Source organism: Mesorhizobium sp. (assembly GCF_004962925.1).
Classification (GTDB): Bacteria; Pseudomonadota; Alphaproteobacteria; order Rhizobiales; family Rhizobiaceae; genus Mesorhizobium.
Genome location: NZ_SUEO01000045.1, coordinates 389 through 19,868, shown reverse-complemented (window position 1 = coordinate 19,868; position 19,480 = coordinate 389). Strand labels below are relative to the sequence as shown.

Genomic DNA, 19,480 nt, shown 5'->3' with positions numbered 1-19,480 from the left:
GCAATTAGCCGCAGTCAGCTCATCAGGTCCAGTCTAAAGCGCTGATGCTCCGATCAAGGACACTGATGCGATTGTACCGGCTCGTTCCAATACTGGCGCCGTACGCGCCAAAATAGTCAGAGCATGCGCAATAGCGCCCCGCCAATCGAATAGCCGGCGCCGAAGGCGCAGAGCAGGCCGTAGTCGCCGGCCTTCATGTCGGCATGGTTCTCCGACAGGGCGACGATCGCGCCGGCGCCGGCTGTGTTGCCGAGACGCTCCAGCACCATCGGCGCGCGGTCATGATCGACCTCGTGACCGAAGGACAGCTTCAGGATCATGGCGTTCATCCGGGCATTGGCCTGATGCAGCCAGAAGCGCCGGATCGCCTGCGGCGTCAGCCCGTGCTCGGCCAGAAATTCGACGATGAACTTGTGCCCGGCGACGGTGACTTCCTTGAACACCTTGTTGCCGACCTGCTTGATCAGATTGCCTTCCAGATTGATCATATACGGATCGTCCTGGGCGGTGCGTGTGTAGTAACCAAGATTGGTGCGGATGTTGTTGGACATCTGCGTCCAGGTGCGCGTGTCGAGCACCTCGAAGCGTCCGGGCCGCTTCTCGCCCTGGGCGAGCCCCTCGACGACCATCGAAACCGAAGCATCGCCGAAGATAAAATGCGTCTGCCGGTCGCGGAAATTGAGATGGCCGGTGATGATCTCGGGCGTCGTCACCAGCACGCGCCTGTGGGCACCGGCCCGCACCAGATTGACCGCGACGTGCAGTGCGGCCGCCGCCGACGAGCAGCCAAGCCCCATGTCGAAACCGGCGCCCTTCGTGCCTATCGCCTGCTGCATCTCGATGGCGATCGCCGGATAGGGCCGCTGGTGATGCGAGGCCGAGCAGATCACCAAGTCGATATCCCCAGGCTCCAGGCCGGCATGGTCGAGCGCTTTCCTGGCCGACGCGATGCCGAACTCGGCTTCCAGCGACAGCGCATCGTCCGGCCGCGCCGGAATGCGCGGCGCCATCCGGGTCGGGTCGAGAATGCCTTCCCGCTCGATCACATGGCGGGTCTGCACGCCCGAAGCATGGACGATGAAGGCGCTGTCCGACTTTTGCAGCAGTGTCTCGCCCGTGGCCTGGCGGCGGACATTCTCCATGTCGACCCAGGCATTGAAGCTGCCGACCAGTTCTTCATTGGTGATCGAAGGCTCGGGGATTTCAACGCCGATGCCGCTGATGATGACGCGATGCATTTCCAGTTCGTCCTCATGCGCAGGCGTTGCGGCTTGATGTGGGCGCCGCGAGAGCTCGGCGCAACATCTTTCGCATCAAGCAAGTTTATGCGGGCTTAAATCAAGCACCTGAGCTAAGCGGCGCGCCGCGCGACGATGAAGAGGCGGGGAAAGCGCAGCAGCACCTTGCCATTTGCCGTCTTCGGATAGGCTTCGGTTAGTCTGGCAGTGTAGCGCTCGAGGAAAAGTCGCCGCTCGTCCTGGTCGAGCCGATCGAGGAACGGCTTCAGCCCGGTTGACTTCAGCCACTCGACAATGGCTTCGGCATCGGCCAGCGGGTGATTGTAGGCGGTGTGCCAGATGTCGAGCCGGTCGGAGAACGGCGACAAAAGATCGTAGTAGAACGACACCGGCGGCAGTTGCCCGCGCGCTGCATTCCTCAGTTTGTCGGCAAACGGCATTTCGGCCGCCGTCTCCCGCATCAGCCGGTGCGACGGTTCACCCATATTGTCGGGCATCTGCACGGCGAGCGCCCCGCCGGGTGCCAAAAATCCCATCAGCCGCTGGAAAATCGCCGGATGCTCCGGCAGCCACTGGAACACAGCATTGGCAAAGATCACGTCGACCGGTTTTTCGGGCTGCCACGCCGCCGCATCCGCCAACTCGAAGGTTACAGCAGGCAAACGCGCCTTCGCCTTCTCGATCATATCAGGCGAGGTGTCGAAACCGCTGATCTCGGCATTGGGCCAGCGCTCGACCAGCAATTCCGTCGAATTGCCCGGCCCGCAGCCAATGTCGATCACCCGGCGCGGTGCCTCCACCGGCACCTGCGCGACAAGATCGCGCGACGGCCGCGTGCGCTCGTCCTCGAATTTGAGATATTGGGCGGCGGACCAGTCGGCCATTTCAACTCCTCAGATCATTCGAGAATTCGCCGCCCGATGAGCACCCTACCTCGTCAGCCGCTTGTAGGTCATGCGGTGCGGATTGACGGCATCGGGGCCGAGCCGGCGGATCTTGTCCTGCTCGTAATCCTCGAAATTGCCCTCGAACCATTCGACATGGCTGTCGCCCTCAAAGGCGAGGATGTGCGTCGCCAGACGGTCGAGGAACATGCGGTCGTGCGAGATGATGACGGCGCAGCCGGCGAAGTTTTCCAGCGCGTCTTCGAGTGCCGCCAGCGTTTCGGTATCGAGATCGTTGGTCGGCTCGTCGAGCAGCAGCACGTTACCGCCGGTCTTCAGCATCTTGGCCAGGTGCACGCGGTTGCGCTGGCCGCCAGACAGATTGCCGACCTTCTGCTGCTGATCGCCGCCGCGGAAATTGAACGACGCGCAATAGGCGCGGGTGTTGGCCTCGAACTTGCCAAGCTTGACCACTTCAGCGCCGCCCGAGATTTCTTCCCACACGGTCTTGGTTGGGTCGAGTGCGTCGCGGCTCTGGTCGACGTAACCGAGCTTGACCGTCTCGCCGACGCGGATGGTGCCGGCATCCGGCTTTTCCTGGCCGGTTATCATGCGGAACAGCGTCGTCTTGCCGGCGCCGTTCGGGCCGATGACTCCGACGATGCCGCCCGGCGGAAGCTTGAATTCCAGATCGTCGATCAGCAGCGTGTCGCCAAAGCCCTTCGACAGATCGTCGACCTCGATCACCACATTGCCGAGCCGCTCGCCATGCGGAATGACGATCTGCGTGTCGCTCGGACGCCGCTTGTCGGCTGCATCCAGCAGATCCTGGAAGGCCTGAATGCGCGCTTTCGACTTGGTCTGCCGGGCCTTCGGGCTGGACTGGATCCACTCGCGCTCGCGGCCGATCGCCCGCTGGCGCGCATCGTCCTCGCGGCCTTCCTGCTTGAGCCGCTTGGCCTTGGCTTCGAGATATTTGGTGTAGTTGCCCTCATAGGGAATGCCGCGGCCGCGGTCGAGCTCGAGGATCCAGCCGGTGACATTGTCGAGGAAGTAGCGATCGTGGGTGATGATCATCACCGCGCCCGGATAGGCGCGCAGATGCTTTTCCAGCCACGCCGTCGTCTCGGCGTCGAGATGGTTGGTCGGCTCGTCGAGCAGCAGAAGGTCGGGCTGGCGCAGCAGCAGCTGGCAAAGCGCGACGCGGCGGCGCTCGCCGCCCGACAGCTTGGTGACGTCGGCTTCCTTGGGCGGACAGCCCAGCGCTTCCATCGCCATCTCGACCTGCTGTTCGAGATCCCACAGGTTGAGCCGGTCCATCTCGTCCTGGAGCTTGGCCGACTCGTCGGCCGTCTCGTCGGAATAGTTCATCATCAATTCGTTGTAGCGCTCGATGATGGCAGTCTTGGCGGCGACGCCTTCCATGACGTTCTCGAACACGGTCTTGCTCGCATCGAGTGCCGGCTCCTGCGCCAGGTAACCGACGGTCGCGCCTTCGGCCAGCCACGCCTCGCCGCTCCACTCCTTGTCGATGCCGGCCATGATCTTGAGGATGGTCGACTTGCCCGCGCCGTTAGGGCCGAGGATGCCGATCTTGGCGTCGGGGTAGAAGGAGAGGTGGATATTCTCGAGCACCTTCTTGGTGCCATAGGCCTTGTTGAGGCCGGCCATGTGATAGATGAACTGGCGTGCCACGCGCGCTTTCCCTGATAAGTCGACTGGAATGTCGGATTGAATGGAAGTTGGGCGCTATGTAGGCGATGCCGCGCCGAACGGCAAACTGTTTTGGCATTTCCGACTTATCCTCGGGCTGAAGACGCGCTCATCGAACTGTCTCCGCTTTCGGTTCGCTGCATAGCCCGGCGCAAGCTCCGGTTAACCATTCCGCGTCAAAAAGGTGTTGGATGGGGAATCGCCGGCAAGCCACGATTTCTGCGGCGAAAGATCGGATCGACGGCGTTGTTGAACAGTTGCCTGCTCCTTGCCGAAGCGGTTCTCTATTTCGGCGTCATGGTCACGCTTTTCCGGTTCAGGCACCGTATCGGCCTCGGCGTTTTTGTCTGCGCCCTCGGCGTCATGCATTTCCTGGAAACCTACCTCGCCAGCGTCTTCTACGTCGCGCTACCGTTCGGCATGGTTTCGCCCGGTTCCGCTGTGCTATTTTCCGGAAAACTGGTGATGCTTCTCTTGCTCTACATCAAGGAGGACGCCGCAACCGTCCGGCAGCCGATCTACGGCCTATTGCTCGGCAATGCCCTGATGATCGGGCTTGTGCTGGTATTGCGCCTGCATGAGATCGCACCGCTTCCCAGTGGCAAGCTTCCCGACATCGGCTTCATCGACCAGATGGGCTGGCTGATGGTGTGGGGCACGACGCTGCTCTTCATTGACGCCATCCTGATCATCCTGCTTTACGAAAAGCTCGGGCGTTATCTTCGCAAGGCGCTGTTCTCTCGCATCCTGATCTCCGTCGCTTGCGTGCTCACTTTCGACCAGGCTGGATTTTTCACCGCGCTGCATTTCGTCACCGGCGCACCGATCGCGGTTTTCTTCGGCGGCTGGTTCGCTAAGATGGGCGCGGCGCTTGCCTATAGCATCATGCTTGTCGCTTACATCAGATGGTTCGAGGCGCGGCAGATCCCGGCGCCGCGTGGACTATCCGACATCTTCGACACGCTGACTTATCGTGAGCGCTATGAGGCGCTGGTCGAGCATGTCGGCCGCGACGGGCTTACCGGCCTGCTGCACAGGGGCCGCTTCGACAGCGACGGTGAAACCGCAGTCGCCGCCAGCCTGCGGACGGCCAAGCCGCTCAGCCTCTTGATCATCGATGTCGACCATTTCAAATCGATCAACGACCGCTTCGGCCACGCCGAGGGCGACAAGGTGCTGAAATCCGTCGCCGCCCTGCTCGGCGAGATTGTCGGTCCCGAGGATCAGGTGTTCAGGATCGGCGGCGAGGAATTCGCCATCCTCTGCTCACGTCCGCATTCGGTCGCCAAGCTGCTTGGCGAAAGCATCAGGCACGCGGTCAAGACATCCGCAAACACCAGCCGGTTCGACATCACCGTCAGCGCCGGCATCTCCACCGTCAGCGAGACTACTCGCTGCCTTGCCGATGTCTTTGCGCTGGCCGACCAGCGCCTCTACAAGGCCAAATCGACCGGCCGCGACCGCGTCGTCGGCGAACCGGGCGGCCACGAGGCCGACAGCCTCACTGCGTGGACCAAATCAGGGCGCATCGCCGAAGCATAATTTCCGGCCTGCCTGCTGGCTTGCCTGTTATTGGAATCCTGTGGAATCGATAACGCCTTTCGGGCAGCCGGCTTTGCTTGTCGGCGCGGCAGCCTGCATCAGGTCGCTGAGCCGACTGCTCGGACCGATTGGGCCGGTGAGGCCAAGCGTCAGCTCACCGATCAGCCGCCTACCACTCGTCGAATCGACCAGGCAGGATACCCGGACCCGCTCACCTGCCCCGGCGCCAAACGCGCTATCGAAGGCACTGCGGATCTGATCCGACGTCAGCTGCTTGCCGATGTTCTTTGCGAACAGATCACGCACCGGTGAAGCATTCACCGCGCGCATCAGATTCAGCGCATCGGAAAAATACGCTTGCTGGCTCTTGCCGTAGCAGGTGCCATGCTTGATCCACTCGTGCCTTTCGAGGTCGGATGCGGTGCCCGGCATCACCTGATCGAGCTCCGACCGCGTGTTCGGGTCGAGTTCGACCGGCGGCAGGTCCTGCCAGTGCGCCGGATTGTCGTTCGCCTTGTCGGCCGCTGCCACCTGGCAATAGAAATTCCCGTTCGGCTGCGGCCACAGCCCGTGCAAGGTGAAATGCGTCGCATCGAACCGGCCGCGGTCTGCGCCTTGCATTCGGTCTTGCCGGGCCTGGTTTCGCAAAAGGCCGGCTGCCAGCTCAGCGCGAGGACGTATTCGGGCTTTCCCGAAACCGGCGCAGCAGACTTCTCCTGGTCGACTGGCGCAGGTGCTGCCGGTTCCGTCGATGCGCTGCCGCCCGAAACGTGGCCGCAGTCGACCTTCACCCAACGGCGCTCCGGATCGGCCCCCGGCACGCGGATCAGATAATGCGTGGGGGCATCCTTGTTGCCGGCCAGCAGCTCGTAGCTCTGTCCCGCATCGGTCGAGACGTCACCGGGGTTCTTGCCGCTCTTGATGGCCTGGGTCGCTGGACAGGTGGCGTCGGCCACGAAGGAGCCGCTCATCTTGACCTCGGCCCGCGCAGCACCGGTTAGTGACGCGGCGACAAGCGCCAATCCGAAAACGAACCCTGTCCCCATACGCATAAAAGTACCCCCGGCTGAAAAATGCGGCGGCGACAGAACTGCCGCCCTCTCTCGGTATCAAATTCTCCATGTCAGAATTGCGATACCCCGCGTTGCGACGCAAGAACAGCGCTGCGGAAAACACGGATTGACGCAAAGCCGGCGTCAGCGCACACAAATGTCCGCAGGCGCGAAAACACGTTGGAGACGAAGCGACGATGTCATTCAGTCAACAGCGCGTGCTCCGATCGCCGAACGGTGCGGCGCTCAACCTTTATGTGAAACGCGCCGAGGGCCGCCCGCGCGCCGCTGTCCAGATCAATCACGGGCTGGCCGAGCATGCCGCGCGCTATGTCCGCTTCGCTACCTTTCTGGGTGAGCGCGGCTTCCATGTCTACGTCCATGACCATCGCGGCCACGGCGCCACCAAGGCGCCAGACGCGCCGCTCGGCCAGTTCGCTCAATCAGATGGCGGCGCCAAGGTCATCGCCGATGTCGCGGCCGTGCACGATCTGATCGCCGACGAACATCCCAGCCTGCCCGTCATCGTGTTTGGCCATTCCATGGGCGGCCTCGTCGCCCTTAATTTCATGCTTCACCATTCGAACCGCCTGCACGCCGCCGCGATCTGGAACGCGAATTTTTCAGCTGGGCTCGCCGGTCGTGCTGCGCAAGCCATTCTTGCCTGGGAAAAGTTCCGGCTTGGCTCCGACATGCCGTCGCGCATACTGCCGAAACTGACCTTCCAGGCCTGGGGCAAAGCCGTCCCCGATCACCGCACGCCGTTCGACTGGCTGTCGCGCGACGTAGCCGAAGTCGAAAAGTACATCGCCGACCCGCTGTGCGGCTGGGATGCCTCGGTGTCGATGTGGCGCGACCTGTTTGGCTTTGTCTTTGACGGTGCCGACGACACTAATTTTTCCGGCGTCCGCAAGACCCTTCCGATCAGCCTGGTCGGCGGCGAAAAGGACCCCGCCACCGACGGCGGCAAGGCGGTCAACCACCTCGCTGCGCGCCTGCACAGGATGGGCTTTTCGAATCTCGTTTCAAAGGTTTACACCGAGACCCGCCACGAAAGCCTGAACGAGGTGAACAGAGATATCATCATGGATGATTTCGCCGCCTGGGCCGACAGCGTGTTGAAACAAGCCTGATCGAGATAGGCACGGCCGACATTGGCACATTCGGATTGGCCCATTGTAAGAGCCGTGACAGCAGCACGCGGGATTGATAGTGCATGTTGCCCAAAAGTGCGCAGCGGTTTTGGGACAACGACATGCACAAAAAAGAAATCCAAGGCTGCGCTTCCGACCAATCACGGTGATCCATGACCGAGCCTCCGCTGAAAGGCATCCGCGTAATCGAACTCGCCCGCATCCTGGCCGGGCCGTGGGCCGGGCAGCTGCTTGCCGATCTCGGCGCCGACGTCATCAAGGTCGAGAGCCCGGATGGCGGCGACGACACCCGCAAATGGGGTCCGCCGTTCGTCATGAGCCATGACGGCGAGAACCTTTCAGCCGCCTATTACCATTCCTGCAATCGCGGCAAGCGTTCCATCGCCATCGATTTCTCGACGCCCGAAGGCGCCGAGACGATCCGCCGGCTGGTCGCGACATCAGATGTGCTGATCGAGAACTTCAAGCTCGGTGGCCTCAGGAAATACGGGCTCGACTATGACAGCTTGCGCAAGATCAACCCGCGGCTGATCTATTGCTCGATCACCGGCTTCGGCCAGGACGGACCCTATGCGCCACGCGCCGGCTATGACTTCATCATCCAGGGCATGGCCGGCATGATGTCGATCACCGGCGAGGCTGGCCGCGAGCCGCAAAAGGCCGGCGTTGCCATCTCCGATATTTTCACCGGCCTCTATTCGGTGATCGCCATCCAGGCCGCACTTCGCCACGCCGAGAAGACCGGCGAAGGCCAGCACATCGACATGGCGCTCTACGACACCCAGATCTCGGCGCTCGGCAACCAGAACCTCAATTATCTGGTCTCGGGCAAATCACCTGTGCAGATGGGCAATGCGCATATGAACATCGCGCCCTACGAAGTGGTGCCGGTGAAGGACGGCCATGTCATCCTGGCCATCGGCAATGACGGCCAGTTCGCCAAATTCTGCGCGGCCGTCGGATTGGACGACCTGCCATCGAACCCCGATTTCGCCACCAATCCTGCCCGGGTCGCCAACCGGGCGAAGCTGCGCGAACACATCATCGAGGCGCTAAAGACCTTCGATCGTGATCCGCTGCTGGCTAAACTGGAGGCGGCAAGCGTGCCTGCCAGCCCGATCAACACGATCGGCGAGATGTTCGCCGACCCGCAGACCATAGCGCGCGGCATGCGGCTTGACCTCGACGACGGCCACGGCAATCTCTTGCCTTCGGTGCGCGCGCCGATGGTCATGTCGGGCACGCCGCTGGTCTATGAGCGGCCCTCGCCGCGTCTGGGCGAACACACCGCAGAAATCCTTGCCGAACTGGAGAGATCAGGAAAATGAAAACCGGCGGACAACTGATCGTCGATGCGCTCGAAGCCAACGGCACCGACCGCATCTATTGCGTGCCGGGAGAATCCTATCTTGCGGTGCTCGACGCGCTGCACGATTCGCCGATCCGCACCATCGTCTGCCGCCAGGAAGGCGGTGCTGCGATGATGGCCGACTGCCATGGCCGCCTGACCGGCAAGCCCGGTATCTGCTTCGTCACCCGCGGCCCCGGCGCCACCAACGCCTCGGCCGGCATCCACATCGCCATGCAGGATTCGGTTCCCGTCATCCTGTTCATCGGCCAGGTCGCCAGCCACGCCAAGGAGCGTGAGGCTTTTCAAGAAGTCGACTATGTCAGGTTCTTTGGCGATATCGCCAAATGGGTGGTCGAGATCGACGATGCCTCGCGCATCCCCGAATTCGTCACGCGGGCCTTCGCGGTGGCGACGTCCGGCCGCCCCGGCCCGGTGGTCATCTCGTTGCCGGAAGACATGCTGACCAGCCTGGCCGATGCGCCGGAAGCCTTGCATTACACGCGCGTTGAAACCTCTCCCGGTGAAGCCGAACTCGACCGGCTTGAAGCGCTGCTCAATGCCGCGAAACGGCCTGTGGCAATTCTGGGCGGCACACGTTGGGATGCCAATGCCGTTCAGGAAATGCAGCGCATCGCCGAATCCTGGTCGCTGCCGGTTGGCTGTTCCTTCCGCCGCCAGATGCTGTTCGATCATCTGCATCCAAACTACGCCGGCGATGTCGGCATCGGCATCAACCCGAAGCTGGCCACCGCCATCAAGCAGGCCGACCTCGTGTTGCTGATCGGCGGCCGCATGGGCGAGATGCCGTCGTCCGACTATACGCTGCTCAAGAGCCCCTACCCAGACCAGACGCTGGTCCATGTCCATGCCGACGCCGGCGAGCTCGGCCGTGTCTACCGGCCGACACTTGCGATCAACGCCTCGCCTGCCGCCTTCGTGCGGGCCTTCGCCAGGAGGAAGGGGCCGGCGGCGCCGAACTGGGCCGACGAAACCCAACGCCTGCATGCCGCCTATCTCGACTGGTCTACGCCGCCGGAAACCGGGCCCGGTCCGGTGCAGATGGGACCGATCATGAACTATCTCGAAACGGTGCTGCCCGACGATGCGATCCTCACCAACGGCGCCGGCAACTACGCCACCTGGGTGCACCGCTTCCACCGTTCCCGGCGCTTTGCCACGCAGGCGGCACCGACCTCCGGCTCGATGGGCTACGGCACGCCGGCGGCTGTCGCCGCCAAGGATCTCTTCCCCGAGCGCGACGTGATCGCCTTTGCCGGCGACGGCTGCTTCCTGATGAACGGGCAGGAGTTCGCCACCGCCGTGCAATACGATCTGCCGATCATCGTCATCGTCGTCAACAACGGCATCTACGGCACCATCCGCATGCATCAGGAGCGCGAGTATCCGGGCCGTGTCGTCGCTACCGATCTCAGAAATCCCGACTTCGCGGCTTTGGCTCGCGCCTATGGCGGCCACGGAGAAACGGTCGAGAAGACGGCCGACTTCGCGCCGGCTTTCGAACGCGCCCGCGCCAGCGGCAAGCCGTCGATCGTCGAGATCAGACTCGACCCGGAAGCCATCACGCCGACCCGGACGATGACCCAGATCCGCGACAGGTCCTGAGCGCCTGAGGCATAGGCCGAGTTCCTTCGCGCCCTGGGGCGCTGTCCCGCAGACTTCGACGGGTTAATGTGGCGCTATAGTCGCCCTCGGGCGACGTTGCGCTACATCGTCGCCGCCTTCTCGATCTGCCCGCGGATCTCGCCATCCTTGTGGGCCGCCGTATGGATGTTGATGTAATATTTGCCGGCCATCAGGTCGCCAGCCTGCGCGTCGGTCAGAATCGCCGCCCCCTTGAACGGACTTTTCGGAGCGCCCTTGAACGGGACGGCGACGCCGGCATTTTCACCCTTTGCTGCCGGACCGTGAATATGTCCGGCCGTCGCCGGGCCACTGAGACCTGAATACGTCACGTTCCAGGTGAGCTGTTTCGTGGCGGTGTCAAAGACGAGAGCGGCGGTACCCTTGCCCTCGGTGGTGATGGGCGGATTCTGCTGAGCGCCATCGAGCGTCGCCTTCATCTTCATCATGTCGGCCAAAGCCGGTGAAGCGCACAGGAAGGAAGCCGAAACGGCCAGCGCCGAAAGCATCGGCGAGAAGGATTGCATGCGCATGGAAATCTCCGTTGTGGCGATGACATCCGCTGAAGCTGGATGCACCGCAACAACGGTTGTGCGAGCAGATGTTTCCACCGGTAACGGCTATTTTACGTCCCAACAAAAAGGGGCGGTCGCCCGCCCCTTTTCGAATGCAGGCTTCAGAAGCCCAGTTGATCGCCTATTTGATGGGCCCTTACTTGATGGCCCCTATTTGATGGCCTTGTCGGTGATGGCGGTCGTGTAGGCGCCGGTCGGCTCCTTGGTGATGATCTTCTGATCGAGCAGCGCCTTGGCGGTGCGCGCGTAGGTCGCCGGATCGAGCTTGCCGTCGGCATTGTCGATCAGCTTGGCGACTTCGCCCATCATGCGCTTTTGGTGGTTCTCGTCCTGGCCGCCATTGTCCATGACGATGCCGGCCGCCTCGTCGGAATTGTCGACGGCGTATTTCCAGCCTTTCATCGAAGCGCGCACGAAACGCACCATCTTGTCCTCGAAGGCTGGATCCTTGAGCTTGTCCTCGGACGCATAGAGCCCGTCCTCAAGCAGGTCGTTGCCCATCGCCGAGTAGTTGAACACGATCAGCTCTTCCGGCTTGTAGCCAGCGTCGATGAGCTGCCAGTATTCGTTGTAGGTCATGACCGAAATGCAATCCGCCTGCTTCTGGATCAGCGGTTGCACGTCGAAACTCTGCTTCAGCACGGTGACGCCCTCCGGACCGCCGTCGGTCTTCAGGCCGAGCTTGTTCATCCAGGCGTAGAACGGATATTCGTTGCCGAAGAACCAGACGCCGAGCGTATGGCCCTTGAAGTCGGCTTCGGTTTTGATCGGGCCGTCCTTCGGACAGACCAACTGCATGCCGGCCTTCTTGAACGGCTGGGCGATATTGACCAGCGGCACGCCCTTTTCGCGTGCGGCGAGCGCGCCGCCCATCCAGTCGACGATGACATCGGCGCCGCCGCCGGCAATCACCTGCTCCGGCGCGATATCGGGGCCACCCGGCTTGATCTCGACGTCGAGGCCTTCGGCTTCATAGAACCCCTTGTCCTTGGCGACGTAATAGCCGGCAAACTGGGCCTGCGTGACCCATTTCAGCTGCAGCGTCACCTTGTCCGCGGCCATCGCCTGGAACGCGGCAAGCGACATCGCGCCGGCCAGCATCGAAATAACAAGTCTTTTCATGTTTTTACCCTCTGAAGTTAAGTGTTCACCCTTTAGGATCAGGACCTTCAATGCGCTCCTGATTCCAAACCCGCCACCGCCCTATCCACCACGGACGGAGGGATGCCAAAACGTGACTGCTCTCTCGAAAAGAGCGACCACGCCATAAAAGACCGAACCCGCAAGTGCTGCAACTGCGATTTCGGCCCAGACCATATCGATGTTCATCCGCCCGACCTCGGTCGAAATCCGGAAACCCATGCCGACCACCGGCGTGCCGAAGAACTCCGCGACGATGGCGCCGATCAGCGCCAGCGTCGAATTGATCTTCAGCGCGTTGAAGATGAAGGGGGCTGCCGCCGGCAGCCGCAGCTTGAACAGCGTCTGCCAGTAGCTCGACGCATAAGTGCGCATCAGGTCGCGCTCCATATGGCCGGAGGCGGCAAGGCCTGCGACCGTGTTCACCAGCATCGGGAAAAAGGTCATGATGATGACGACGGCGGCCTTCGACTGCCAGTCGAAGCCGAACCACATGACCATGATCGGCGCCACGCCGATGATCGGCAACGCCGACACCATATTGCCGATCGGCAGCAACCCGCGCCGCAGGAACGGCACGCGGTCGGCCGCGATGGCGGCGAGGAAGCCAGCGCCGCTGCCGACGACATAGCCGAAGATCACCGCCTTGAAGATGGTCTGCCGCACGTCGGCGGCCAGGACCGGCAGCGAATTGGCGATACGAACGCCGATGGCGCTTGGCGGCGGCAGCAGGATGAAGGGGATGCCCGCGCCGCGCGTCACCGCCTCCCAGATGATCAGGATCCAGGCGCCAAAGATCGCCGGGATGATCAGCCTCAAAGCGGTCGCCGCCCAGCGCGAGGTCGGGCGAAGCGCGGACAGGACCGTCACGCAGCGCCAGGCTAGAAGCCATGCCGCGGCAAGCAGCAGATAGAAGGATGCGCGAGCGGTGCCTTCATTGCCGGTTATGCCGGCCAGCAGCAGCCACGCCGCGCCATGCGCACCAAGGAAGAGCAACACCACCCCAATTGCCGGTGGGAAATTGTCGGCCTCAATTGCCAGGAGCAGCAAGAAGAAAATCAAAGCCGCGGTCGCCGTACCGTAACCGGGCGTGGCATCGACAAGCGGCCAAAGAAGGAGCGCGCCGGCAAGAAGGGCAAGCGCGGCAACCCCTTGCCAGGAACGAGGCGTGATCGACGAAAGGAGATCGCTCATGCCGGCCTCCCGCCCATGGCGCGGTCGACGATGCGCCCGGCAATGCCAACCACCATCACCAGCAGCGCCGCCACGACCGAGCCGGCCACCAGCGCCGACCAGATGTCGATGGTCTGGCTGTAATAGGCGCCGGCGAGCAGCTTGGCGCCGATACCTGCGACGGCGCCGGTTGGCAGTTCACCGACGATGGCACCGACGAGGCTGGCAGCCACCGCCACCTTCATCGAGGTGAACAGGAACGGCACCGACGCCGGTACGCGCAATTTCCAGAAGGTCTGCGAAGGGCTGGCATTGTAGGTGTGCATCAGATCGAGATGGGTGAGCTCGGGCGAGCGCAGTCCCTTGACCATGCCGACCGCCACCGGAAAGAACGACAGATAGGTCGAGATCAGCGCTTTCGGGATCAGCCCAGTGATGCCGATCGCCGCCAGCACGACGATGATCATCGGCGCCACCGCCAGGATCGGAATCGTCTGCGAGGCGATGATCCACGGCATCAGGCTGCGGTCGAGCGTTGCCACATGCACGATGCCGACGGCAATCACGATGCCAAGCGCCGTGCCGAAGGCGAAGCCGAGCAGCGTCGAGGACAGCGTCACCCAGGCATTGTAGACAAGGCTGCGGCTCGAGGTGACCTTGCGCAGAAACGTGTTCTCGAAGAAATTCACCGCCACCTGATGCGGCGCCGGCAGTGTCGGCTTCGGCTGCGACAGCGTCTTGCCGATGAATTCCACAACCCCTGGCGTCTCGCCGGCGCGGCGATCGAGATCGCGCTGGAACGGCGCGTTGAGGATGACGGCCATAATGTACCAAACGACAACCACGCCCGCGAGGATCGAGGTCACCGGGATGAGCTTGTCGCGAAAGGAGTCCATCTAGCGGCCCTCGCCGGACTGGCGCACGCTCTGCGTAACGTGAGAGGATGACCGCGCTTTCGTCATCCTAGGGCGGACCCGCCGCGAACCGGCGTGCGTAAAGGGAGCGCCAAACCGCGCCCTCGTCATCCTAGGGCGAAGCAAGGAGCGAAGCGACGCGGCGCAGACCCTAGGATCCATGCCGTTACCTCCCCGCCCCGCAACGGTGCGAAACATTGCTCCCGATGCGAGGAGGTTTGCCGCGCGTCCCGCACACTTTCTGAACCGTTTGTGCGCTTCGGCCAATGTCACGGCATGGATCCTAGGGTCTGCGCACGCCGCTTCGCGGGTGCTCCGCCCTAGGATGACGAAGGCAGGGTCAGCCGCTCCCCCGTTACGAGGCGGCTCATCTTTCACCCGCTCAATCGTCATAACTGTGCCCTGCCCTGAGGCCATCACGCACCCGCGCGGCGATCGCCAGGAACTCCGGCGTCTCGCGAATGTCGAGCGGCCGCTTCTTCGGCAGCGTCGATTCGATGACGTCGCTGACGCGGCCCGGACGCGGCGACATGACGATGATGCGCGTCGAAAGGTAGACTGCCTCGGGAATGGAATGGGTGACGAAGCAGATGGTCTTGTTGGTCCGCTCCCACAGTTCCAGCAGCTGTTCATTGAGATGGTCGCGCACGATCTCGTCCAGCGCGCCGAACGGCTCGTCCATCAACAAAAGATCGGCATCGAAGGCCAGCGCCCGCGCGATCGAGGCGCGCTGCTGCATGCCGCCAGAAAGCTGCCACGGGTATTTCTGCTCGAAGCCGGACAGGTTGACGAGATCGAGCGTGCGCTTGATGCGCGCCGCCTGCTCTGCCTTGGACAGGCCCATGATCTCCAGCGGCAGCGCCACGTTGCGCGAGATCGTACGCCACGGATAAAGTGCGGCCGCCTGGAAGACATAGCCATAGGCGCGGCTCTGGCGCGCCTGCTCGGGCGTCAGGCCGTTGACCGAGATGCTTCCGGAGGTCGGTTTCTCCAGATCGGCGATGACCCGCAGCAAGGTCGTCTTGCCGCAGCCGGACGGCCCGATGAAGGACACGAATTCACCCTTGCCGATCGTCAGGTCGACATTCGACAGTGCCTGCACCGGACCATCACTGGTCTGGAAGGTCAGGTCGAGCTTGCTTGCCGAAACGACGGCTGGCGATGCTCCCATCATAGGCCGCAGCCTGCCTTTTCGCACCGCTGGCGCGCCTGCTGGAATCCGGTTGATCTTTCCTCGATGTTGCTTTCCACTCGCCCTGTCCTATCCGGCTGAGAGTTCCCACTCGATCGAGAGTCGCCCCGATGTCGCCCAAACTCACTTGTCATCTTATCCGCCCTGAAAGCTCTTATGAAGGCAAGCAGGGACTGAGTTATTTCACCGGCATCGCCGCCGAGACAGTCGGCTCTACCGGCATCTGCATGCATCTGCTCACCATGCCGCCCGGTGCCCGCGCCAAGGCGCACATGCATGAAAGCCATGAGACCGCGATCTATGTGCTCTCCGGCGAGGTCCATACCTGGTATGGCGACCGGCTCGAACAGCAGATCGTGGTCAAAGCCGGCGACCTCTTCTACATTCCTGCCGGAGTGCCGCACCTGCCCGCCAATCTGAGCGACAGCCCGGCCTCGGCGGTCATCGCCCGCACCGATCCCAACGAGCAGGAAAGCGTCGTCCTGCTGCCGGAACTGGATGCGCTGGTCGCCTGAGGCCGACGCTGAGGCAGCGGCCATCATCGGCAACGGGAGACTTCCCCCATGACCGTGCCGTCCTCGTCGGCAATCACCAGCCTCTTGGCGTTCTTGGTACTCCGCTTGATGGTGAACTGGCCGGGTGACTCACCCTCCTCGCCTTCCGCCTGGCATTGCGCCTTCACCACCAGCGAACCGTCGGCCTGCGCCTGCTTTTCGGTGAAAGTGCAGGCGCTGGCCACAGTGATGAATTCCTTTTCGGTCAGGAGCAGCATGTCCTCGGCATAGACCTGCTGGCCGTTCTTGTTGATACAGCCTGACTTGTTACCATAGGGCTTGGAAAGGTCGATCGCGGCGGCCGTAGCCTGGCCGGCGGCCAGCAGGACCACGGCTGCGAGATGAACAGCGCGCAAGCTCACACCCCGGTCGCCGGAATGCCTGTGCGTTCCACCTTGCGCGGCGCGGAAATCTCCTTCCACGTCGACAGCGCCCGGTTGACCGCTGCATTCGGCTCGCGGCCGACGAACTCACCATGGCCGGGCTTCGCCTTGACCTCAGCCTCCTGGATCGACAGTTCGCCGCGCGAGAAGACGAAGCGCGGCAGGCCTGTCACCTCAAAACCTTCGAAGACGTTGTAGTCGATCACCGACTGCTGCTTCTTGGAGGTGATCTTTTTCTTGCGCTTCGGGTCCCAGACGACGATGTCGGCGTCGGCGCCTTCGACGATGGCGCCCTTCTTCGGATACATGTTGAGGATCTTCGCGATGTTGGTCGAGGTTACCGCGACGAACTCGTTCATCGTCAGCCGTCCGGTGTTGACGCCTGTGGTCCACAGCACCGGCAAGCGGTCCTCGAGCCCGCCGGTGCCGTTCGGGATTTTGGTGAAATCGCCGACGCCGTTGCGCTTTTGGCTGGTGGTGAAGGCGCAATGGTCGGTCGCCACCACTTGCAGCGATCCGGCCTGCAGGCCGGCCCACAGCGAGTCCTGATGCAGCTTGTTGCGGAAGGGCGGGCTCATCACCCGGCGCGCCGCATGATCCCAGTCCTTGTCGAAATACTCGCTCTCGTCGAGCGTCAGATGCTGGATCAGCGGCTCGCCGAACACCCGCATGCCTTTCTGGCGCGCCCGGCGAATGGCTTCGTGGGCCTGCTCGCAGGAGACATGCACGACATAGAGCGGCACGCCGGCCATGTCGGCGATCATGATGGCGCGGTTGGTCGCCTCGCCTTCCACTTCTGGCGGGCGCGAATAGGCGTGCCCTTCGGGGCCGTTATTGCCGGCGGCCAGCAGCTTCTGCGAAAGCGCCGCCACCACGTCGCCATTCTCGGCATGGACCAGCGGCAGCGCGCCAAGGTCGGCGCAGCGCTGGAACGACGAATACATCTCGTCGTCGTCGACCATCAGCGCGCCCTTGTAGGCCATGAAGTGCTTGAACGAGGTTATGCCCTTGTCGACGACCGTGGCCATCTCGTCGAACACCTGCTTGCCCCACCAGGTGATCGCCATGTGGAAGGAATAATCGCAGGAGGCTTTCGAGGTCTTGTTGTCCCACATCTGCAAGGCCTCAAGCAGCGACTGCTGCGGCGCCGGCAGGCAGAAATCGACGACCATGGTGGTGCCGCCGGCAAGTGCGGCGCGCGTGCCGCTCTCGAAATCATCGGCCGAATAGGTGCCCATGAACGGCATTTCGAGATGGGTGTGCGGATCGATGCCGCCCGGCATCACATAGCAGCCGGTGGCGTCGAATTCGTGGTCGCCATGCAGGTCCGGGCCGATGGCGATGATCTTGCCGTGCTTGAGCAGCACGTCGGCCTTCCAGCTGCGGTCGGCGGTCACGATGGTGCCGTTTTTGATGACTTTGGACATTTTCTTGTTCCCTTGTTTTTCTCGCGCTTCTTGTGAGCGCCTTGCTTGATCAGGTCGGTTCAGGATCGAGGAACCCTGAACGGTCCTTACATGACCCCAACTTCCCGCAATATTTCCTCGACGCAACCATCGAAGGAATTTGCCAGGTCTCCTGTCGAAAACCGCAGCACACGATAGCCCTGACGGCCAAACCATGCATCGCGTATCCGATCCTTGTCCATTTGCTCAGGCGTGAAGTGATGCTCTCCGTCCACTTCGATGACGAGCTTCTTCTCATGCAGAACGAAGTCCGCGACGTAAGGTCCGATCGGCGCCTGCTTCCTGGCGTGCAGCCCATAAAGGCGGCGGAACTCTTTCAATTCAGACCAGAGTTTGCGCTCGCCTTCCGTCATGTTTCGGCGCAGTGCTCTGGCACGCTTTATGGCGGCTGGATCGATCGCGGTCGGTGCCAAGACGAGTACCCCCACCCTCAATCCCTCCCCACAAGGGGGAGGGAGGCTTGTCGTCGCGTTGTCACAGTTGAACCCATCGAAGCTTTCGCCATAGGAAGAGGCGTCGGCATTGCCAGTCCCCCTCCCCCTTGTGGGGAGGGGTTAGGGGTGGGGGTACGGCGCCGACTGCTCACTCCACAATCACCGCCGTCTCCACCACCGCGTGGAACAGCACGTCGGCGCCGGCCGCCGCCCATTCCTTTGAGATCTCCTCTGCCTCGTTGTGGCTGAGCCCGTCGACGCAGGGGCACATCACCATCGCCGTCGGCGCGACGCGGTTGATCCAGCAGGCGTCGTGGCCGGCACCGGAGACGATGTTGCGGTGCGTATAACCCAAGCGCTCTGCCGCCTCCCGCACGGCCTTGACGCAGCCCGCATCGAAGGTGACCGGATCGAAATGGCCGACCTGATCGATCACGTATTTGATGTCGAGCGCCTCGCAGATCGTGTCGATGCCTTCGCGGATGCGCCCGTCCATCGCGTCCAGCACTTCCTTTTCCGGCGAGCGGATGTCGATGGTGAACACGGTGCGGCCGGCGATGATGTTGCGCGAGTTCGGATAGACTTCCATGTGGCCGACCGCGCCGACGGCGTCGGGCTGGTAGTCCATGGCGATCTCGTGCACCAGCTCGATCACCCGCGCCATGCCGAGCCCGGCATTGCGGCGCTTCGGCATCGGCGTAGAGCCGGTATGCGCCTCCTTGCCGGTCAGCGTCACCTGTAGCCATTTCAGTCCCTGGCCATGAGTGACGACGCCGATGTCGATGCCCTCGTCCTCGAGGATCGGCCCTTGCTCGATATGCAGCTCGAAGAAGGCGTGGATCTTGCGGTAACCGACTTTCTCGGTGCCCTTCCAGCCGATGCGTTCGAGCTCCTCGCCGAACTTCTTGCCGTCCTTGTCGACATGCGAATAGACGTCGGCCTGGTCGAGGACGCCGGCAAAAACCCCGGACGCCATCATGGCCGGCGCAAAGCGCGCGCCTTCCTCGTTCGTCCAGTTGGTGACGACGATCGGATGTTTTGTCTTGATGCCGAGCTCGTTGAGCGAGCGCACGA

At 62.6% G+C, this 19,480-nt stretch carries 17 protein-coding genes and 1 pseudogene; 5 read left to right on the top strand and 13 right to left on the bottom strand.

Annotated elements, in window-relative coordinates:
- Positions 1 to 116 precede the first annotated feature (116 nt).
- From E5W87_RS12030 to ettA, 3 genes are all read right to left on the bottom strand, one after another.
- Positions 117 to 1,238, bottom strand: coding sequence for a beta-ketoacyl-ACP synthase III (locus E5W87_RS12030; protein ID WP_292397345.1), 1,122 nt, complete (start codon positions 1,236 to 1,238; stop codon positions 117 to 119).
- A 113-nt stretch (positions 1,239 to 1,351) separates the two neighbouring features.
- Positions 1,352 to 2,122 carry a trans-aconitate 2-methyltransferase gene (tam, locus tag E5W87_RS12025; RefSeq protein ID WP_292397342.1) on the bottom strand — a complete coding sequence of 257 codons (771 nt, stop codon included), beginning with the start codon at positions 2,120 to 2,122 and terminating at the stop codon, positions 1,352 to 1,354.
- A gap of 45 nt (positions 2,123 to 2,167) precedes the next feature.
- A complete protein-coding gene (gene ettA, locus E5W87_RS12020) occupies positions 2,168 to 3,817 on the bottom strand; it encodes an energy-dependent translational throttle protein EttA (protein ID WP_126105864.1) in 1,650 nt (549 codons plus the stop codon).
- A gap of 264 nt (positions 3,818 to 4,081) precedes the next feature.
- Here ettA and E5W87_RS12015 point away from each other — a divergent pair, with 264 nt between their 5' ends.
- Entirely contained in the window at positions 4,082 to 5,377 is a 1,296-nt protein-coding gene (locus tag E5W87_RS12015) for a diguanylate cyclase (RefSeq protein WP_292397339.1), read from the top strand.
- A 27-nt stretch (positions 5,378 to 5,404) separates the two neighbouring features.
- Here E5W87_RS12015 and E5W87_RS12010 read toward each other — a convergent pair.
- Positions 5,405 to 6,423 (bottom strand): annotated as a pseudogene (locus tag E5W87_RS12010) (ribonuclease).
- Between the two features lie 203 nt (positions 6,424 to 6,626).
- Here E5W87_RS12010 and E5W87_RS12005 point away from each other — a divergent pair.
- From E5W87_RS12005 to E5W87_RS11995, 3 genes are all read left to right on the top strand, one after another.
- Complete coding sequence (locus E5W87_RS12005) at positions 6,627 to 7,562, top strand: alpha/beta fold hydrolase (protein WP_292397336.1); 936 nt, start codon at positions 6,627 to 6,629, stop codon at positions 7,560 to 7,562.
- 173 nt (positions 7,563 to 7,735) lie between these two features.
- Positions 7,736 to 8,911, top strand: coding sequence for a CaiB/BaiF CoA-transferase family protein (locus E5W87_RS12000; protein WP_292397333.1), 1,176 nt, complete (start codon positions 7,736 to 7,738; stop codon positions 8,909 to 8,911).
- Positions 8,908 to 10,557 carry a thiamine pyrophosphate-binding protein gene (locus E5W87_RS11995; protein ID WP_292397331.1) on the top strand — a complete coding sequence of 550 codons (1,650 nt, stop codon included), beginning with the start codon at positions 8,908 to 8,910 and terminating at the stop codon, positions 10,555 to 10,557. The genes E5W87_RS12000 and E5W87_RS11995 overlap by 4 nt, the downstream gene beginning before the upstream one ends.
- A gap of 101 nt (positions 10,558 to 10,658) precedes the next feature.
- Here the strand turns inward: E5W87_RS11995 and E5W87_RS11990 are convergent, their stop codons facing one another.
- The 5 genes from E5W87_RS11990 to E5W87_RS11970 all read right to left on the bottom strand — a co-directional run bounded on the left by E5W87_RS11990 (position 10,659) and on the right by E5W87_RS11970 (position 15,551).
- Positions 10,659 to 11,108 (bottom strand): CHRD domain-containing protein, encoded by a 450-nt coding sequence (locus E5W87_RS11990; RefSeq protein WP_292397328.1) that lies wholly within the window; start codon positions 11,106 to 11,108, stop codon positions 10,659 to 10,661.
- 192 nt (positions 11,109 to 11,300) lie between these two features.
- A complete protein-coding gene (locus E5W87_RS11985) occupies positions 11,301 to 12,272 on the bottom strand; it encodes an ABC transporter substrate-binding protein (RefSeq protein WP_292397325.1) in 972 nt (323 codons plus the stop codon).
- A gap of 81 nt (positions 12,273 to 12,353) precedes the next feature.
- A complete protein-coding gene (locus tag E5W87_RS11980; RefSeq protein WP_292397322.1) occupies positions 12,354 to 13,484 on the bottom strand; it encodes an ABC transporter permease in 1,131 nt (376 codons plus the stop codon).
- The gene (locus E5W87_RS11975; protein WP_292397320.1) at positions 13,481 to 14,359 is read right to left on the bottom strand and encodes an ABC transporter permease; all 879 of its coding nucleotides are present in this window, start codon (positions 14,357 to 14,359) and stop codon (positions 13,481 to 13,483) included. Before E5W87_RS11975 ends, E5W87_RS11980 begins: the two co-directional genes overlap by 4 nt.
- A 400-nt stretch (positions 14,360 to 14,759) precedes the next feature.
- The gene (locus E5W87_RS11970) at positions 14,760 to 15,551 is read right to left on the bottom strand and encodes an ABC transporter ATP-binding protein (protein WP_292397318.1); all 792 of its coding nucleotides are present in this window, start codon (positions 15,549 to 15,551) and stop codon (positions 14,760 to 14,762) included.
- Positions 15,552 to 15,679: 128 nt separating this feature from the next.
- On the opposite strand from E5W87_RS11970, the gene E5W87_RS11965 reads away from it, so the two are divergent.
- Positions 15,680 to 16,084, top strand: a complete 405-nt coding sequence (locus E5W87_RS11965) for a cupin domain-containing protein (protein WP_292397314.1) — start codon at positions 15,680 to 15,682, stop codon at positions 16,082 to 16,084.
- 23 nt (positions 16,085 to 16,107) lie between these two features.
- On the opposite strand, the gene E5W87_RS11960 is transcribed toward E5W87_RS11965, so the two are convergent.
- The 4 genes from E5W87_RS11960 to E5W87_RS11945 all read right to left on the bottom strand — a co-directional run.
- Positions 16,108 to 16,485 carry a hypothetical protein gene (locus tag E5W87_RS11960; RefSeq protein WP_292397312.1) on the bottom strand — a complete coding sequence of 126 codons (378 nt, stop codon included), beginning with the start codon at positions 16,483 to 16,485 and terminating at the stop codon, positions 16,108 to 16,110.
- Entirely contained in the window at positions 16,482 to 17,933 is a 1,452-nt protein-coding gene (gene hydA, locus E5W87_RS11955) for a dihydropyrimidinase (protein WP_292397308.1), read from the bottom strand. The genes E5W87_RS11960 and hydA overlap by 4 nt, the downstream gene beginning before the upstream one ends.
- Positions 17,934 to 18,019: 86 nt before the next feature.
- Positions 18,020 to 18,400, bottom strand: a complete 381-nt coding sequence (locus tag E5W87_RS11950) for an endonuclease domain-containing protein (protein WP_292397305.1) — start codon at positions 18,398 to 18,400, stop codon at positions 18,020 to 18,022.
- Positions 18,401 to 18,554: 154 nt separating this feature from the next.
- The coding region (locus E5W87_RS11945; RefSeq protein WP_292397301.1) for an allantoate amidohydrolase at positions 18,555 to 19,480 on the bottom strand (926 nt) is incomplete at its 5' end.

What these genes read in the sequence shown, in the direction of transcription:
- tam (WP_292397342.1), bottom strand. Translation starts at nt 2,122, where the DNA reads ATGGCCGACTGGTCCGCCGCCCAATATCTCAAATTCGAGGACGAGCGC.
- E5W87_RS11985 (WP_292397325.1), bottom strand. Translation starts at nt 12,272, where the DNA reads ATGAAAAGACTTGTTATTTCGATGCTGGCCGGCGCGATGTCGCTTGCC.
- hydA (WP_292397308.1), bottom strand. Translation starts at nt 17,933, where the DNA reads ATGTCCAAAGTCATCAAAAACGGCACCATCGTGACCGCCGACCGCAGC.
- E5W87_RS11990 (WP_292397328.1), bottom strand. Translation starts at nt 11,108, where the DNA reads ATGCGCATGCAATCCTTCTCGCCGATGCTTTCGGCGCTGGCCGTTTCG.
- E5W87_RS11995 (WP_292397331.1), top strand. Translation starts at nt 8,908, where the DNA reads ATGAAAACCGGCGGACAACTGATCGTCGATGCGCTCGAAGCCAACGGC.
- E5W87_RS11970 (WP_292397318.1), bottom strand. Translation starts at nt 15,551, where the DNA reads ATGATGGGAGCATCGCCAGCCGTCGTTTCGGCAAGCAAGCTCGACCTG.
- E5W87_RS11965 (WP_292397314.1), top strand. Translation starts at nt 15,680, where the DNA reads ATGTCGCCCAAACTCACTTGTCATCTTATCCGCCCTGAAAGCTCTTAT.
- E5W87_RS12005 (WP_292397336.1), top strand. Translation starts at nt 6,627, where the DNA reads ATGTCATTCAGTCAACAGCGCGTGCTCCGATCGCCGAACGGTGCGGCG.
- E5W87_RS12000 (WP_292397333.1), top strand. Translation starts at nt 7,736, where the DNA reads ATGACCGAGCCTCCGCTGAAAGGCATCCGCGTAATCGAACTCGCCCGC.
- E5W87_RS11980 (WP_292397322.1), bottom strand. Translation starts at nt 13,484, where the DNA reads ATGAGCGATCTCCTTTCGTCGATCACGCCTCGTTCCTGGCAAGGGGTT.
- E5W87_RS12030 (WP_292397345.1), bottom strand. Translation starts at nt 1,238, where the DNA reads ATGCATCGCGTCATCATCAGCGGCATCGGCGTTGAAATCCCCGAGCCT.
- E5W87_RS11975 (WP_292397320.1), bottom strand. Translation starts at nt 14,359, where the DNA reads ATGGACTCCTTTCGCGACAAGCTCATCCCGGTGACCTCGATCCTCGCG.